General features: G+C 62.4%; 13 protein-coding genes. 12 read left to right on the forward strand and 1 reads right to left on the reverse strand.

The annotated features are described in order from the left end of the window. The first annotated feature begins 127 nt into the window (after nt 1-127). The 3 genes from BM026_RS03450 to BM026_RS03460 are packed head-to-tail and all read left to right on the forward strand — an operon-like array spanning nt 128 to nt 2,593. Nucleotides 128-1,153 (forward strand): aminoglycoside phosphotransferase family protein, encoded by a 1,026-nt coding sequence (locus tag BM026_RS03450; RefSeq protein WP_093120861.1) that lies wholly within the window; start codon nt 128-130, stop codon nt 1,151-1,153. Continuing rightward, a complete protein-coding gene (gene murU / locus BM026_RS03455; RefSeq protein ID WP_071490231.1) occupies nt 1,150-1,824 on the forward strand; it encodes an N-acetylmuramate alpha-1-phosphate uridylyltransferase MurU in 675 nt (224 codons plus the stop codon). Before BM026_RS03450 ends, murU begins: the two co-directional genes overlap by 4 nt. 1 nt (nt 1,825) lies before the next feature. After that, entirely contained in the window at nt 1,826-2,593 is a 768-nt protein-coding gene (locus tag BM026_RS03460) for a TerB family tellurite resistance protein (RefSeq protein WP_093120864.1), read from the forward strand. 3 nt (nt 2,594-2,596) lie between these two features. Here BM026_RS03460 and BM026_RS03465 read toward each other — a convergent pair whose 3' ends face one another. Beyond that, nucleotides 2,597-3,571: an alpha/beta hydrolase family protein gene (locus BM026_RS03465; RefSeq protein ID WP_093120867.1), complete on the reverse strand. Its 975-nt coding sequence runs from the start codon at nt 3,569-3,571 to the stop codon at nt 2,597-2,599. 77 nt (nt 3,572-3,648) lie between these two features. Between BM026_RS03465 and BM026_RS03470 the strand changes: the two genes are divergently transcribed. The 9 genes from BM026_RS03470 to BM026_RS03510 all read left to right on the forward strand — a co-directional run bounded on the left by BM026_RS03470 (nt 3,649) and on the right by BM026_RS03510 (nt 13,896). After that, the gene (locus BM026_RS03470; RefSeq protein WP_093527338.1) at nt 3,649-5,643 is read left to right on the forward strand and encodes a PAS domain-containing sensor histidine kinase; all 1,995 of its coding nucleotides are present in this window, start codon (nt 3,649-3,651) and stop codon (nt 5,641-5,643) included. An 18-nt stretch (nt 5,644-5,661) separates the two neighbouring features. Beyond that, a complete protein-coding gene (locus BM026_RS03475; protein ID WP_071490227.1) occupies nt 5,662-6,291 on the forward strand; it encodes a response regulator in 630 nt (209 codons plus the stop codon). A gap of 225 nt (nt 6,292-6,516) precedes the next feature. Then, nucleotides 6,517-7,629 (forward strand): ABC transporter ATP-binding protein, encoded by a 1,113-nt coding sequence (locus tag BM026_RS03480; protein WP_058424775.1) that lies wholly within the window; start codon nt 6,517-6,519, stop codon nt 7,627-7,629. Between the two features lie 43 nt (nt 7,630-7,672). Continuing rightward, nucleotides 7,673-8,713, forward strand: coding sequence for an ABC transporter substrate-binding protein (locus tag BM026_RS03485; RefSeq protein ID WP_093527340.1), 1,041 nt, complete (start codon nt 7,673-7,675; stop codon nt 8,711-8,713). A gap of 220 nt (nt 8,714-8,933) precedes the next feature. Continuing rightward, nucleotides 8,934-10,181, forward strand: coding sequence for an ABC transporter permease (locus tag BM026_RS03490; RefSeq protein ID WP_071490225.1), 1,248 nt, complete (start codon nt 8,934-8,936; stop codon nt 10,179-10,181). 12 nt (nt 10,182-10,193) lie between these two features. Further along, on the forward strand, nt 10,194-11,018 hold the full coding sequence (locus BM026_RS03495) for an ABC transporter permease (protein ID WP_015886162.1): 825 nt from the start codon (nt 10,194-10,196) through the stop codon (nt 11,016-11,018). A 155-nt stretch (nt 11,019-11,173) separates the two neighbouring features. Next, complete coding sequence (locus BM026_RS03500; RefSeq protein WP_093514177.1) at nt 11,174-12,322, forward strand: iron-containing alcohol dehydrogenase; 1,149 nt, start codon at nt 11,174-11,176, stop codon at nt 12,320-12,322. 84 nt (nt 12,323-12,406) lie between these two features. Continuing rightward, entirely contained in the window at nt 12,407-13,081 is a 675-nt protein-coding gene (rpe, locus tag BM026_RS03505; protein ID WP_071490223.1) for a ribulose-phosphate 3-epimerase, read from the forward strand. Next, nucleotides 13,078-13,896, forward strand: a complete 819-nt coding sequence (locus BM026_RS03510; protein WP_093120876.1) for a phosphoglycolate phosphatase — start codon at nt 13,078-13,080, stop codon at nt 13,894-13,896. Before rpe ends, BM026_RS03510 begins: the two co-directional genes overlap by 4 nt. The last annotated feature ends 70 nt before the right edge of the window (nt 13,897-13,966 follow it).

Below are 13,966 nucleotides of genomic sequence, written 5' to 3' on the forward strand. Positions count from 1 at the left end.
ATTAGTCCGGGCTTCCTGCGTGCCATCTGCCCGCGGTTTGGGCCGCACGCCTCTCGATGGTCTGAAAAAGATGCGTGATAATAAAGCATGCCCCGCTTGACGGCTAGCGCCGTCGGAGACCCTTGTAATGCCCGAGCAAGATCTACGTTTACAACAGCTGGAAGCCTGGCTGGAAGAGCAGTTGCCGATCCTTTTCAACACTCAAGGCTGGGGCGCCGTCCCCCCGGCCATATTGACCGCGGCCAGCAGCGACGCGAGTTTCAGGCGCTACTTCCGTTGGGAAGGGGGGGGGCGGACCTTTGTCGTAATGGACGCTCCACCCCCCCAGGAAAACTGCAAACCTTTCGTCGATATCGCTCATTTGCTGGCGAAGTCGGGCATAAATGTTCCAAAAATTTATGCAGAAGATTTGCCCCGAGGCTTTCTTTTGCTCAATGACCTGGGCAGAAAAACCTACCTGGACGTGATTGACGACAAAAACGCCGATCACTTGTTTGCCGATGCCATCGACGCCTTGCTGGCTTTCCAGCAGTTGCCGATGGACGCGCCGCTGCCCAGCTATGACGTCGCCTTGCTGCGCCGCGAGCTGGAATTGTTTCCCGAGTGGTACGTCCGCCGGCACCTGGGTATCGAGTTGGATACACAGCAACAAGCGCTTTGGCAGCGCGTCAGTGACCACCTGATCGACAGCGCCCTCGCGCAGCCGAACGTGCTGGTGCACCGCGACTATATGCCGCGCAACCTGATGATCAGCGAGCCGAACCCGGGCGTGCTGGATTTCCAGGATGCGGTCTACGGGCCGGTCACCTATGACATCACGTGCCTGTTCAAGGACGCGTTCCTCAGTTGGCCCAAGGCCCGCGTGCGGGACTGGCAGCGCGGCTATTGGGAGCGTGCCGCGAAACTGGGCATCCCGGTGCAGGCGGACTTCGAAGACTTCCTGCGTGCCAGCGACCTGATGGGCGTGCAGCGCCACCTCAAGGTCATCGGCATCTTCGCGCGGATCTGCCATCGCGACGGCAAGCCACGTTACCTGGCCGATGTGCCGCGCTTCTTTGCGTATATAGAAGCGGTGCTCGCCGACCGCCCTGAGCTGAGCGAACTGGGTGAATTGCTCGCCAGCTTGCGCCAGCCCACCGAGGCAAGCGTATGAAGGCGATGATCCTGGCGGCCGGCAAAGGTGAGCGGATGCGGCCACTCACCTTGCATACGCCCAAGCCGCTGGTGCAGGCCGGTGGCAAGCGCCTGATCGAGTATCACCTGGAGGCTCTGGCCAAGGCGGGCTTCACCGATATCGTGATCAATCACGCCTGGCTCGGCCAACAGATCGAGAGTTACCTGGGGGATGGTGCACAGTTTGGCGTGCGCATCCGTTACTCAGCCGAAGGCGAACCGCTGGAAACCGGCGGCGGGATTTTCCAGGCGCTGCCGTTGCTGGGCGACGAACCGTTCCTGGTGGTCAACGGCGACATCTGGACCGATTACGACTTCACCCGGCTCAAGCAACCGCTCAAGGGCCTGGCCCATCTGGTGATGGTCGATAACCCGGCGCATCACCCTTCGGGTGGCGATTTCTACCTGGATCAGGGTTTGCTTCATGATGCGGCGGCCGGTGCCGATAACCTGACCTTCAGTGGCATTTCCGTGCTCGACCCCAGGCTGTTCGCGGGGTGCAGCGCGGGTGCCTTCAAGCTGGCGCCGCTGTTGCGGGCAGCCATGGCCAAAGGTCTGGTAACGGGGGAACACATGGCGGGACGCTGGATTGATGTCGGCACGCTGGAGCGCCTGGCGCAGGTCGAAACCCTGCTGGCAGCGGGGCAGTAGCATGCTGTGGCCAGGGACGCTGATCGGCGCGGGGGCTGGCTTTGCCATTGCCAGTATTCCGGGGGCCATGTTGGGCGCACTGTTGGGGCAGGCGCTGGACCGCCGCCTGCAACTGCGCAGTTGGGCCCAATTGCGCGAGCGCCTGGGCGGGCGCCCGGCGTTGCGCAATGACGAGTTGTTGTTTGTGTTGCTGGGGCGCCTGGCCAAGAGCAATGGGCGTGTGGTGGATGGGCATATCCAGCAGGCGCGTCAGGAGATGCGTTCGCTGGACATGACCGAGTCGGCCCAGCGCCGTGCGATAGCGGCGTTCAATCGCGGCAAGTCCGGCGCTGACCGGATGCGCAGCTACCTGCGTGTGCTCAAGGCCCAGCCCCACGCCGCCGAAGGTGTGTTGCGCGCGTGCTGGCGTATGGCGTGGGCCGATGGCAAGGCGGATGACGCCGAACGCGACCTGATCGACCTGTGGGGCAAATGGCTGGGCTGGACGCCACAACAGCTCCAGGCATTGGCCGCTGACTTCAAGCCTGAGCACAGGCCATTGGTCAGTCGCGGCATCACTTATCAGGAGGCGTTGCGCTTGCTGGGGGTGACGGCCACCACCGAGCCATCGGCAATCAAGCGTGCTTATCGCCGCCTGCTCAGTCGCCATCACCCGGACAAGATTGCCGGCACGGGTGCCAGCGCCGCGCAGGTGCGTGAGGCGACCGAGCGTACCCGTGAATTGCACAACGCCTATACGTTGATTCGCGAGCGCCGGGATTTCCGCTAGGTTTCAGTCGACGCTGGCCTGCGGGCTCAACCAGCCGCGAACCCTGCGATACAACTGCTCCTGCCCGGCATCACTGTTGCCGGGCAAGGCTTTCAACGACACCTGCTTATAGCCATCATTCTTCAAACGCTTGGCCGCCTGGGCACGGGCCAGTGCGTTTTTGCGTGATTGAGCGCTGTCTTGATAGAACACATCGGCGGTCGGCAACTTCAGGCCGGGGGCCAGTTGTTGCACATCCGGGTGACGACCGGTGGGCGTCTGCGCCGCGACCATGACGAACTTCTGCACCTGGGACGGCTGCTTCTCGCTCAAATAACGTGCGGCCCACCAGGCGCCGGTGCCATGGCCGAGCAGCACCACGCTGCGTGCGCTCTGGGTCTGGGCGAAGGCCACTGCGGCGTCGATGCGCGCGAAAATGCGCGAAGCGTCGGTCTTGTCCTGTTCATCGGCGCCAGGCACCACGGCCGGGTCGGTGCCTTCGGCTTCGGCGCTGGCGGCTTGTTCGATAGGTTTGTCGGCGGTGCTCGCTTCCTTGCTGCTGGTGTCGACGGTAGCCTTGGGCGCTTCCATCACACGTGGTGGCAGCGTGTCCACGCTCACATCCGGCAGCGACAGGCTGAGGGAGCCCCAATTGGCATCCGGCAATTTGTGCCGCAACGGGCTGATTGCTTGCGGCCAGTCAGCACTTTCGCCGGCGCCCGGTACGATAATCACCACACCTTCGGGCTCGGCGCTGTTGGCCGGTTTCCACAGGGCCAGGAATGAATCGCTGCCGGCCTGCAATTGTTGCTGTTCCTGTTGCGGGATTTTGCGCTCCAGTGCACTGGCTTCCTCCTGGCTACGCTCGGGTAAAGGCTGGCGCTCGACCGGTTTTTCGGCGGCCGGTGCGGGGGCGTCAGCGGCCTGCACGGAAAAGGCACTGGTAATAAGTAGCGACAGGCACAATGCTGGCAGTGCCGAACGGTGAACAAAGGGCATCGTAAATTCCCGGCCAGAAGTGATTCCGGCAGCCTAATGGGTTGGTCAGTATTTGTCAGTGATGTGAGACGTCAATCATGGTTTTTCGCTGTCTGCTGGTTATCGGCTGTTGCTGCCTTGCCTTGATCGCAAATGCCGCCCCTGCGCCCGCCACTCCCCAGGCGCAGCTCAATGTGCAGCAACGCGAGTGGCTGGCCCAGCACCCGGAACTGCGGGTGGGCCTGGTATTGCAGGCGCCGTATGCGCAATACGACCGGCGTTTGCAGCGATTGTCCGGGGCGAACGTCGAGTTGATGCAGTGGTTGGCCAAGGCACTGAACATCGAGCTGACCTGGCGCAACTTCCCCAACCAGGAGCAACTGGAAGCCGCTGTGCGCGAGGGCGAAGTGGACATCGCCCCCGGCCTGCAACAAACCCCGGCCGGTTTACGCCTGTGGTTGTTCACCGACCCTTACATGCGTGTGCCGCAGCACATTGTCGGCATCCGCGAGGGCGGCGGCGCTGTGGAGTTGGAGAAACTCGATGAGCAATCCCGCGTTGCCGTGCGCATGCCCAGCGCCGTGGCGGACTACCTGCGCAGCACCTATCCCGGCCTCAACCTGCAAGGCGTGCCGATGGAGCGCCAGGCCCTGCAGCTACTGGTGAGCCAGCAGGCACGCTATGCGGTGGTGGACGAGGCGCAATTGAGTCGCTTGTCCGGCGAGGCGGAGTTCGCCGGGTTGGCGGTAGTGGGGGATATCGGCCTGCCACAGTTGTTGCGGGTGGCCACGCGCCGGGAGTGGCCGGAGCTGGCCGGCATCATGGAAAGCGCCTTGCGCGCCATCCCCGCCCGCGACCTGGACCAATTGCATAGCCGCTGGCTGCAACCCAAGTACCCACGCCTGACGGAAACCCCAGGCCTGTGGCAAAACCTCAGCCTGTTGCTGGGCCTGTTTTTGCTCGCCAGCCTGGTTGTCGTGTTCTGGCAGCGCCGCCAGCAACGGGTGCTCGAGCATGGGTTATTGGCCGCCCGCGAAGAAAGCGCCGCCCGCGCCGCCGGGGCCGAAGCCTTGCGCCTGACGCAGTTTTCCATCGATCAGAGCACCGTGGGCATCTTGTGGGTCAACTGGGACAGCCATGTGCGCTACGCCAACCGTGCCGCCGAAACTATGCTCGGCTATAGCCCCGGTGCACTGATCGAGCGGCCATTGGCTGACCTGGATCCAAGCCTGGATATGGACCGCTGGCTCAACCTGTGGAAACGCGCGCGGGCCAGCGAAGACGGCCCGCAGAACTTTGCCACCGATTGCCGACGTGCCGATGGCAGCATCCTGCCGACCAATGTGTCCTTGAGTTTTCTGCGGTTTGCCGAGGCCGAGTACCTGGTGGTCTACCTCAACGACGTCACCGAATTGCGCCGGACGTTGGCCGCGTTGCTGCAAAGTGAAGCGCAGCTGCGCGAACTCTCTGCCCACCTGGAAACCGTGCGCGAGGAAGAAAAGGCCCGTATCGCCCGTGAAGTGCACGACGAGCTCGGGCAGATGCTTACGGTGCTCAAGCTCGAAACCTCGATGTGCGAGCTGGCCTATGCGCAACTCGACCCCGGTTTGCACGAGCGCTTGAACAGCATGAAGCGCCTGATCGCCCAGTTATTCCAATTGGTACGCGATGTGGCGACCGCGCTGCGCCCGCCGATTCTGGATGCCGGCATTGCCTCAGCCATCGAATGGCAGGCGCGGCGTTTTGAGGCGCGCACGCACATCCCTTGCCTGGTCCAGGTGCCGGATAACCTGCCGACCTTGAGCGATGCCAAGGCCATCGGCCTGTTCCGCATCCTGCAGGAGGCGCTGACCAATGTGATGCGCCATGCCCAGGCGCATACTGTCGAACTGACCCTGGCAGTGGAAGGCACGCATCTGCGGCTGACCATCAGTGATGACGGCGTCGGTTTCGTCCAGGCCCAGGGCCGTCCGGTATCATTCGGTCTGGTAGGCATGCGCGAGCGAGTGCTGATCATGGGCGGGCAATTGAGTCTGGACAGCGAGTTGGGGGAGGGCACCACCCTGAGCGTCACGGTGCCGTTGGATGCATAACACCAAGAGGAAGCGCCTGTGATCCGTGTACTGGTAGCCGAAGACCACACCATTGTTCGTGAAGGCATCAAGCAGTTGATCGGCCTGGCCAAGGACCTGCTGGTGGTGGGTGAGGCCGGCAATGGCGAGCAGTTGCTGGAGACCTTGCGTCACGTGCCGTGCGAGGTGGTGTTGCTGGACATCTCGATGCCCGGCGTCAACGGCCTGGAAGCGATTGCGCGCATCCGTGCGCTGAACAATCCGCCGGCCATCCTGGTGTTGTCGATGCACGACGAAGCGCAAATGGCCGCCCGCGCCTTGAAGGTTGGCGCCGCCGGGTATGCCACCAAGGACAGTGACCCGGCGCTGTTGCTCACGGCGATCCGCAAGGTGGCGGCCGGCGGGCGCTACATCGACCCGGACCTGGCCGACCGCATGGTCTTCGAAGTCGGCCTCACCGATACCCGACCGCTGCATTCGTTGCTTTCCGAGCGCGAATTCTCGGTGTTCGAACGCCTGGCCCAGGGTGCCAACGTCAACGACATCGCCCAGCAGCTGGCGCTGAGCAGCAAGACCATCAGCACGCACAAGGCGCGGTTGATGCAAAAGCTCAATATCACCTCACTGGCTGAACTGGTGAAGTACGCCATGGAGCACAAGCTCCTCTAGCGACGTATCTAATAACGACACTCCCAAAACACCGTCAAACCCATTCTTGCCGCTTGCAGCTCGCCCCTTGCGGCTGTGCTGTCCCGTACGCGCCATCCCTGTAGGGCAATCCCTACCCCCAACCTTCCACCCGACCGATGCAATTCTCTCCTGGCCCCCGATTTCCGGGGGCTGGCGCCTGGACTACGCTTGTTCCACAGCAGTCCAAAACAAAAAGGTGCGGGTATGAGCGAGGTGGATTCAAATGATGTGCTGGTCAGCTTTCGTGGCGTGCAGAAGAGCTACGACGGCGAGAACCTGATCGTCAAAGACCTCAACCTGGAGATTCGCAAGGGCGAGTTCCTCACCCTGCTCGGGCCTTCCGGTTCGGGCAAGACCACCAGCCTGATGATGCTCGCCGGCTTCGAGACGCCGACCGCCGGCGAAATCCAGCTGGCCGGGCGGTCCATCAACAACGTGCCACCGCACAAGCGCGACATCGGCATGGTGTTCCAGAACTACGCCTTGTTCCCGCACATGACCGTCGCCGAGAACCTGGCGTTCCCGCTGTCGGTGCGGGGCTTGAGCAAGACCGATATCAGCGAGCGGGTCAAACGCGTGTTGAGCATGGTCCAGCTCGATGCCTTCGCCCAACGTTACCCGGCACAACTCTCCGGCGGCCAGCAGCAGCGCGTGGCGCTGGCCCGGGCGCTGGTGTTCGAACCGCAATTGGTGCTGATGGACGAACCCCTCGGCGCCCTCGACAAGCAACTGCGCGAACACATGCAGATGGAGATCAAGCACCTGCACCAGCGCCTCGGCGTGACTGTGGTGTACGTGACCCATGACCAGGGCGAAGCGCTGACCATGTCTGACCGCGTGGCGGTATTCCATCAAGGCGAGATCCAGCAGATCGCCGCGCCGCGCACCTTGTACGAAGAACCGAAGAACACCTTTGTCGCCAACTTCATCGGTGAGAACAACCGCCTCAATGGTCGCCTGCACAGCCACACCGGCGAGCGCTGCGTGGTGGAGCTGGCACGGGGCGAGAAGGTCGAGGCACTGGCGGTGAATGTCGGCCAGGTCGGTGGCCCGGTGACCCTGTCGGTGCGCCCGGAGCGCGTCAGCCTCAATGGTTCCAGCGAGAGCTGCGTCAACCGTTTCTCGGGGCGGGTGGCGGAATTCATCTACCTGGGCGACCACGTGCGCGTGCGCCTGGAAGTCTGCGGCAAGACCGATTTTTTTGTGAAACAACCGATTGCCGAGCTGGACCCAGCCCTGGCGGTCGGCGACGTGGTACCGATTGGCTGGCAAGTCGAGCACGTTCGCGCACTCGACCCACTTCTAGAGGCGAATTGATCGCCCCCTGGCTTCACCAACCCTGCACGTGGAGAGAACAACAATGTTGAGATCCCTTAAGTATTCGGCGCTGGCCATTGGCTTGATCGGCGCAACCCAGGCCATGGCAGGCCCGGACCTGACGGTCGTGTCCTTCGGTGGCGCGAACAAGGCGGCCCAGGTCAAGGCGTTCTACGCACCTTGGGAAAGCGCGGGCAATGGCAAGATCGTCGCCGGCGAGTACAACGGTGAAATGGCCAAGGTGAAAGCCATGGTCGACACCAAGAGCGTGTCCTGGGACCTGGTGGAAGTGGAATCGCCGGAACTCTCCCGTGGCTGTGACGAAGACATGTTCGAGCCGCTGGACCCGAAACTGTTCGGCAACACCGCCGACTATGTGAAGGGCGCCATCCAGCCATGTGGCGTGGGTTTCTTCGTGTGGTCGACCGTGCTCGCCTACAACGCCGACAAACTCACCTCCGCCCCCACCAGTTGGGCAGATTTCTGGGACACCAAGAAATTCCCGGGCAAGCGCGGCCTGCGTAAAGGCGCCAAGTACACCCTGGAGTTCGCCTTGATGGCCGACGGTGTGGCGCCGAAAGACGTGTACAAAGTGCTGGCCGGCAAAGATGGCCAGGACCGTGCATTCAAGAAACTCGATGAACTCAAGCCGTCGATCCAGTGGTGGGAAGCCGGCGCACAGCCGCCGCAGTACCTCGCTTCCGGTGACGTCGTGATGAGTTCGGCCTACAACGGCCGCATCGCCGCCGTACAGAAAGAAAGCAACCTCAAAGTGGTGTGGAACGGCGGCATCTACGACTTCGACGCCTGGGCCATCCCTAAAGGCCTGGCCAAGGACCGTGCCGAAGTGGCGAAGAAATTCATCGCTTTCTCAGTACAGCCTCAGCAGCAGAAGACCTACTCGGAAAACATCGCCTACGGCCCGGCCAACACCCAAGCCGTGCCGTTGCTGGCCAAGGACATCCTCAAGGACATGCCGACCACCCCGGAAAACATCGCCAACCAGGTGCAGATCGATGTGAGCTTCTGGGCGGATAACGGCGAGCAGCTGGAGCAGCGCTTCAATTCCTGGGCGGCCAAGTAACCCAACACTGTTGTTGTGTGTTTGCTGATTGTGGCGAGCGGGCTTGCCCCGCGTTGGGCTGCGTAGCGGCCCTAAAACCAGGCGCCGCGCTCGATCAGGCAGAGCGCGGTGGGTTTAATGGGGCTGCTGCGCAGCCCAACGCGGGGCAAGCCCGCTCGCCACAGGGTCTGTTGTACATCGCACGAAACTGTCGTCATTTTCAGTCTTACCGGAGTCAGCCATGGCCATCGCCGTTCCCTCGAACGAGGTCAACAGCCCCACCCTCAAGCAGCGCCTGGCGCGTGCCGAGCGGCTAAATCGCTGGAAGGCCCAGGCCTTGATTGCGCCGCTGGTGCTGTTCTTGTTGCTGGTGTTCCTGGTGCCGATCGTTGCTTTGCTGTTCAAGAGCGTCGGCAATCCGGAAGTGGTGGGCGGCTTGCCGCGTACCGTGGTCGCGGTGACGGCCTGGGACGGCCGTGGCTTGCCGGGTGAACCGGTGTACCAGGCCCTCAGCGAGGACCTGGGCGAAGCGCGCAAAAACCAGACCCTGGGCGATCTGTCCAAACGCTTGAACATGGAACTGGCCGGCTACCGTAGCCTGCTGACCAAAACCGCGCGGGCGCTGCCGTTCAGTGAAGCGCCCGGCTCTTATAAAGAAGCGTTGGAAAACCTCGACGAACGCTGGGGCGACCCGGCGTACTGGCAGGCGATCCGGCGCAACACCAGCAGCCTGACACCGTTCTACCTCCTGGCGGCCGTCGATCATCGCATCGACGACCTCGGCGAAATCGCGCCGGCCACACCTGACCAGGCAATCTACCTGGACATCTTCGCCCGTACCTTCTGGATGGGCCTGGTAATCACTGCCATCTGCTTGCTGCTGGCCTATCCCCTGGCCTATCTGCTGGCCAACCTGCCGGCACGCAAGAGTAACTTGCTGATGATTCTGGTGTTGCTGCCGTTCTGGACCTCGATCCTGGTGCGGGTGGCGGCGTGGATCGTGTTGCTGCAGTCCGGCGGCCTGATCAACAGCGCCTTGATGGGCATGGGCTTGATCGATAAACCCTTGGAACTGGTGTTCAACCGCACCGGGGTCTACATCTCGATGGTGCACATCCTGCTGCCATTCATGATCCTGCCGATCTACAGCGTGATGAAGGGCATCTCGCCCACCTACATGCGTGCGGCGATTTCCCTGGGTTGCCACCCGTTCACCAGCTTCTGGCGCGTGTACTTCCCGCAGACCTATGCCGGCGTCGGCGCCGGTTGCCTGCTGGTGTTCATCCTGGCGATTGGTTACTACATCACCCCGGCGCTGCTGGGCAGCCCGAACGATCAGATGGTCAGCTACTTCGTGGCGTTCTACACCAACACCAGTATCAACTGGGGCATGGCGACGGCACTGGGTGGCTTGCTGCTGCTGGCCACCGTGGTGCTGTACCTGATCTACAACCGGCTGGTGGGCGCCAGTCGCCTGCGCCTGAGCTGAGGAGACCTTGCGATGCTGAGCCCTTACATGTCGCCCGTTGAACGGGTCTGGTTCTACAGCTTGCGGATCCTCTGCGGCTTGATCCTGTTGTTCTTGATCCTGCCGGTGCTGGTGATCATTCCGCTGTCGTTCAACAGCGGCAGTTTCCTGGTGTACCCGTTGCAAGGCTTCTCGCTGCACTGGTACCAGGACTTCTTTGCCTCGGCCGAGTGGATGCGTGCACTCAAGAACAGCATCATCGTCGCCCCGGCGGCCACGGTGCTGGCCATGGTGTTCGGCACCCTGGCGGCCATCGGCCTGACCCGTGGCAACTTCCCCGGCAAGGCGCTGGTGATGGCACTGGTGATTTCACCGATGGTGGTGCCGGTGGTGATTATCGGTGTGGCCAGTTACCTGTTCTTTGCACCGCTGGGACTGGGTAACAGCTTCTTCTCGTTGATCGTGGTGCATGCGGTGCTGGGCGTGCCGTTTGTGATCATCACGGTGTCGGCCACGTTGCAGGGGTTCAACCACAACCTGGTGCGGGCGGCGGCGAGCCTCGGGGCTTCGCCGTTGACGGCTTTTCGCCGAGTGACCTTGCCGTTGATTGCGCCGGGGGTGATTTCCGGGGCGCTGTTTGCTTTCGCCACGTCGTTCGATGAAGTGGTGGTGACGCTGTTCCTCGCCGGCCCTGAGCAAGCGACGCTGCCGCGTCAGATGTTCAGCGGCATCCGCGAGAACCTCAGCCCGACGATTGCGGCGGCGGCAACCTTGTTGATTGCCTTCTCGGTATTGCTGTTGCTGACCCTGGAATGGCTGCGCGGGCGTAGCGAGAAACTGCGCACCGCGGCAGTCTAACGGCCTGCTGGAGATTCAAGTGTGGGAGGGGGCAAGCCCTCTCCCACATGGTTTTGTGTTGTGTTGGAAATCACCATTCAGCCTCTGAATGCTAGGCAACCCAAGTTTCCGAGCTACTCTTGTGCCAGCCCATCACTTAATAAGAGGCCGCGCACATGAGTACTTCCTCATTCAAGATCGCCCACAAACTGCTGACCGGCGCTGGCGCCATCGAACAACTGGCCTTTGAACTCACCCGCCTGGATGTGGACAACCCGCTGATCGTCACCGACGCCGCGCTGGTCAAGTCCGGCACCGTGGCGCTGGCCCTCGAACACTTGGGCGAGCGCACCTACGAGATTTTCGACCGCGTACTGCCCGACCCGGAAATCGCCATCGTCGAGGACTGCATGCGCGTTTACCGCGAGGGCGGGCATGACGGCCTGATCGGGCTGGGCGGCGGCAGCGCCATCGATATCGCCAAAAGCGTAGCCGCCTATGCCGGTTACCACGGTGCGCTGTCGGACCTCTTTGGCGTCGACCAGGTGCCGCGCAAGGGCCCGCCGTTGATCGCCATCCCGACCACGGCCGGCACCGGTTCGGAGGTGACCAATGTGGCGATCCTCTCCGACAAGGCCGCACAGCTGAAAAAAGGCATCGTCAGCGACTACCTTCTGCCGGATGTGGCCTTGATCAGCCCGCAAATGACCCTCACCTGCCCGCGCAGCGTTACCGCCGCCAGTGGTGTGGATGCGCTGGTGCATGCCATCGAGTCCTACTTGTCGCTGAATGCCTCGCCGATCACTGATGCGCTGGCCATCGGCGCGATCAAGTTGATTGCCAAGGCGCTGCCCAAGGCCTACGCCAACCCGGCCAACCTGCAGGCTCGTGACGACATGGCCACCGCCAGCCTGATGGCCGGCATGGCGTTCGGTAACGCCGGGGTCGGCGCGGTGCATGCGTTGGCGTACCCGTTGGGTGGGCGTTTCAACATTGCCCATGGGGTGAGCAACGCGCTGTTGCTGCCCTATGTGATGCACTGGAACAAATTGGCCTGTGTGGAGCGCATGCAGGAGATTGCACAGGCCATGGGCGTGAATGTCACCGGCTTGAGCGTCAACGATGCGGCCGATCAGGCAGTGGACGCGATGACGCGACTGTGTGCCGCCGTCGAGATTCCGGCAGGCCTGCGCAGTTTCGGCGTGCCCGAGGACGCGATCCCGGCGATGGCGGTTGAGGCGGCAGGCATTGAGCGGCTGATGCGTAACAATCCGCGCAAGCTCAGCGCCGCCGATATCGAGAAAATCTACCGGGCGGCTTACTAGCCGTTGAGCCAGGTCACGGTGCGCGCGGCAAAGCATGAGGTATACAATGCGCGCCATCGTGATTTAGCTCAAAAAAGGTGCGTCATGCAGCCCTTCGTTATTGCTCCATCGATTCTCTCCGCCGATTTCGCCCGCCTGGGTGAGGAAGTGGACAAGGTGTTGGCCGCCGGTGCCGATTTCGTGCACTTCGACGTCATGGACAACCACTACGTGCCCAACCTGACCATCGGCCCGATGGTGTGTGCGGCGCTGCGCAAGTACGGCATCACCGCGCCGATCGATGCGCACCTGATGGTCAGCCCGGTGGATCGCATCATCGGCGACTTCGTGGAAGCCGGCGCGACCTACATCACCTTCCACCCGGAAGCCTCGCTGCACGTCGACCGCACCCTGCAACTGATCCGCGAAGGCGGCTGCAAGGCGGGCCTGGTGTTCAACCCGGCCACGCCGTTGAGTGTGCTTGAGTACGTGATGGACAAGGTCGACATGGTCCTGCTGATGAGCGTTAACCCAGGCTTCGGCGGCCAGAAGTTCATCCCGGGCACCCTGAACAAGCTGCGTGAAGCTCGCGCGCTGATCGATGCTTCCGGTCGCGACATCCGCCTGGAGATCGACGGCGGGGTCAACGTCAACAACATCCGCGAAATCGCCGCAGCGGGCGCCGACACCTTCGTGGCCGGCTCGGCGATCTTCAACGCGCCGGACTATCAGGAAGTCATCGACAAGATGCGTGCCGAACTGGCGCTGGCACGTCCATGAGCGGCTTTGAGCAGCTGTTCCCCGGCAAACTGCCACGGCTGGTGATGTTCGATCTGGACGGTACCTTGATCGACTCGGTACCCGACCTGGCAGCGGCGGTGGACGAGATGCTGCTCAAGCTGGGGCGCAAGCCGGCCGGGATCGAGTCGGTGCGTGAGTGGGTCGGCAACGGTGCGCAGATGCTGGTGCGCCGCGCCCTGGCTAATAATATCGATGCCGAAGGCGTGGATGACGTCGAGGCTGAACACGCCCTGGAGCTGTTCAACGCCGCCTATGAAGACGGCCATGAACTGACCGTGGTCTACCCCGGCGTACGTGACACCCTCAAATGGCTGAGCAAGCAGGGCGTGGAAATGGCCCTGATCACCAACAAGCCGGAACGCTTCGTCGCGCCGCTGCTGGACCAGATGAAAATCGGTCGGTATTTCCGATGGATCATCGGTGGCGACACCCTGCCGCAGAAAAAGCCCGACCCGGCGGCGCTGTTTTTCGTGATGAAAATGGCCAATATCCCGGCCTCGCAATCGTTGTTTGTCGGCGATTCACGCAGTGATGTGCAGGCGGCGAAGGCCGCGGGCGTGCAGTGCGTGGCCCTCAGCTACGGCTATAACCATGGTCGGCCGATCGCCGAAGAGTCGCCGGCGATGGTGATTGATGACCTGCGCCTGTTAATCCCCGGTTGCTTGGGAGCGGGCGCTGAGATAACGTTGCCCGACACCGATCCGTCCCCTTCTGGAAATTCCATCGTGGTGGTCACTCGCAAACTCTGGATGAAAGTCATCAAGGCCCTGGCCCGCTGGCGTTGGCGCGCCTGACTGTTCCTGGCCGCGCCCTGCGGCACGTTTGCATACCTGACTGTTAGACCCTCAAGCCACGAGGCATATC

Origin of the sequence: Pseudomonas sp. NFPP24 (assembly GCF_900112095.1) — a bacterium.
In the GTDB taxonomy this organism is placed as follows: Bacteria; Pseudomonadota; Gammaproteobacteria; order Pseudomonadales; family Pseudomonadaceae; genus Aquipseudomonas; species Aquipseudomonas extremorientalis.

Coding starts and splice junctions, on each gene's coding strand:
- BM026_RS03485 (WP_093527340.1), top strand. CDS start 7,673: ATGTTGAGATCCCTTAAGTATTCGGCGCTGGCCATTGGCTTGATCGGC.
- BM026_RS03500 (WP_093514177.1), top strand. CDS start 11,174: ATGAGTACTTCCTCATTCAAGATCGCCCACAAACTGCTGACCGGCGCT.
- murU (WP_071490231.1), top strand. CDS start 1,150: ATGAAGGCGATGATCCTGGCGGCCGGCAAAGGTGAGCGGATGCGGCCA.
- BM026_RS03465 (WP_093120867.1), bottom strand. CDS start 3,571: ATGCCCTTTGTTCACCGTTCGGCACTGCCAGCATTGTGCCTGTCGCTA.
- BM026_RS03450 (WP_093120861.1), top strand. CDS start 128: ATGCCCGAGCAAGATCTACGTTTACAACAGCTGGAAGCCTGGCTGGAA.
- BM026_RS03510 (WP_093120876.1), top strand. CDS start 13,078: ATGAGCGGCTTTGAGCAGCTGTTCCCCGGCAAACTGCCACGGCTGGTG.
- BM026_RS03490 (WP_071490225.1), top strand. CDS start 8,934: ATGGCCATCGCCGTTCCCTCGAACGAGGTCAACAGCCCCACCCTCAAG.
- BM026_RS03460 (WP_093120864.1), top strand. CDS start 1,826: ATGCTGTGGCCAGGGACGCTGATCGGCGCGGGGGCTGGCTTTGCCATT.
- BM026_RS03480 (WP_058424775.1), top strand. CDS start 6,517: ATGAGCGAGGTGGATTCAAATGATGTGCTGGTCAGCTTTCGTGGCGTG.
- rpe (WP_071490223.1), top strand. CDS start 12,407: ATGCAGCCCTTCGTTATTGCTCCATCGATTCTCTCCGCCGATTTCGCC.
- BM026_RS03495 (WP_015886162.1), top strand. CDS start 10,194: ATGCTGAGCCCTTACATGTCGCCCGTTGAACGGGTCTGGTTCTACAGC.
- BM026_RS03470 (WP_093527338.1), top strand. CDS start 3,649: ATGGTTTTTCGCTGTCTGCTGGTTATCGGCTGTTGCTGCCTTGCCTTG.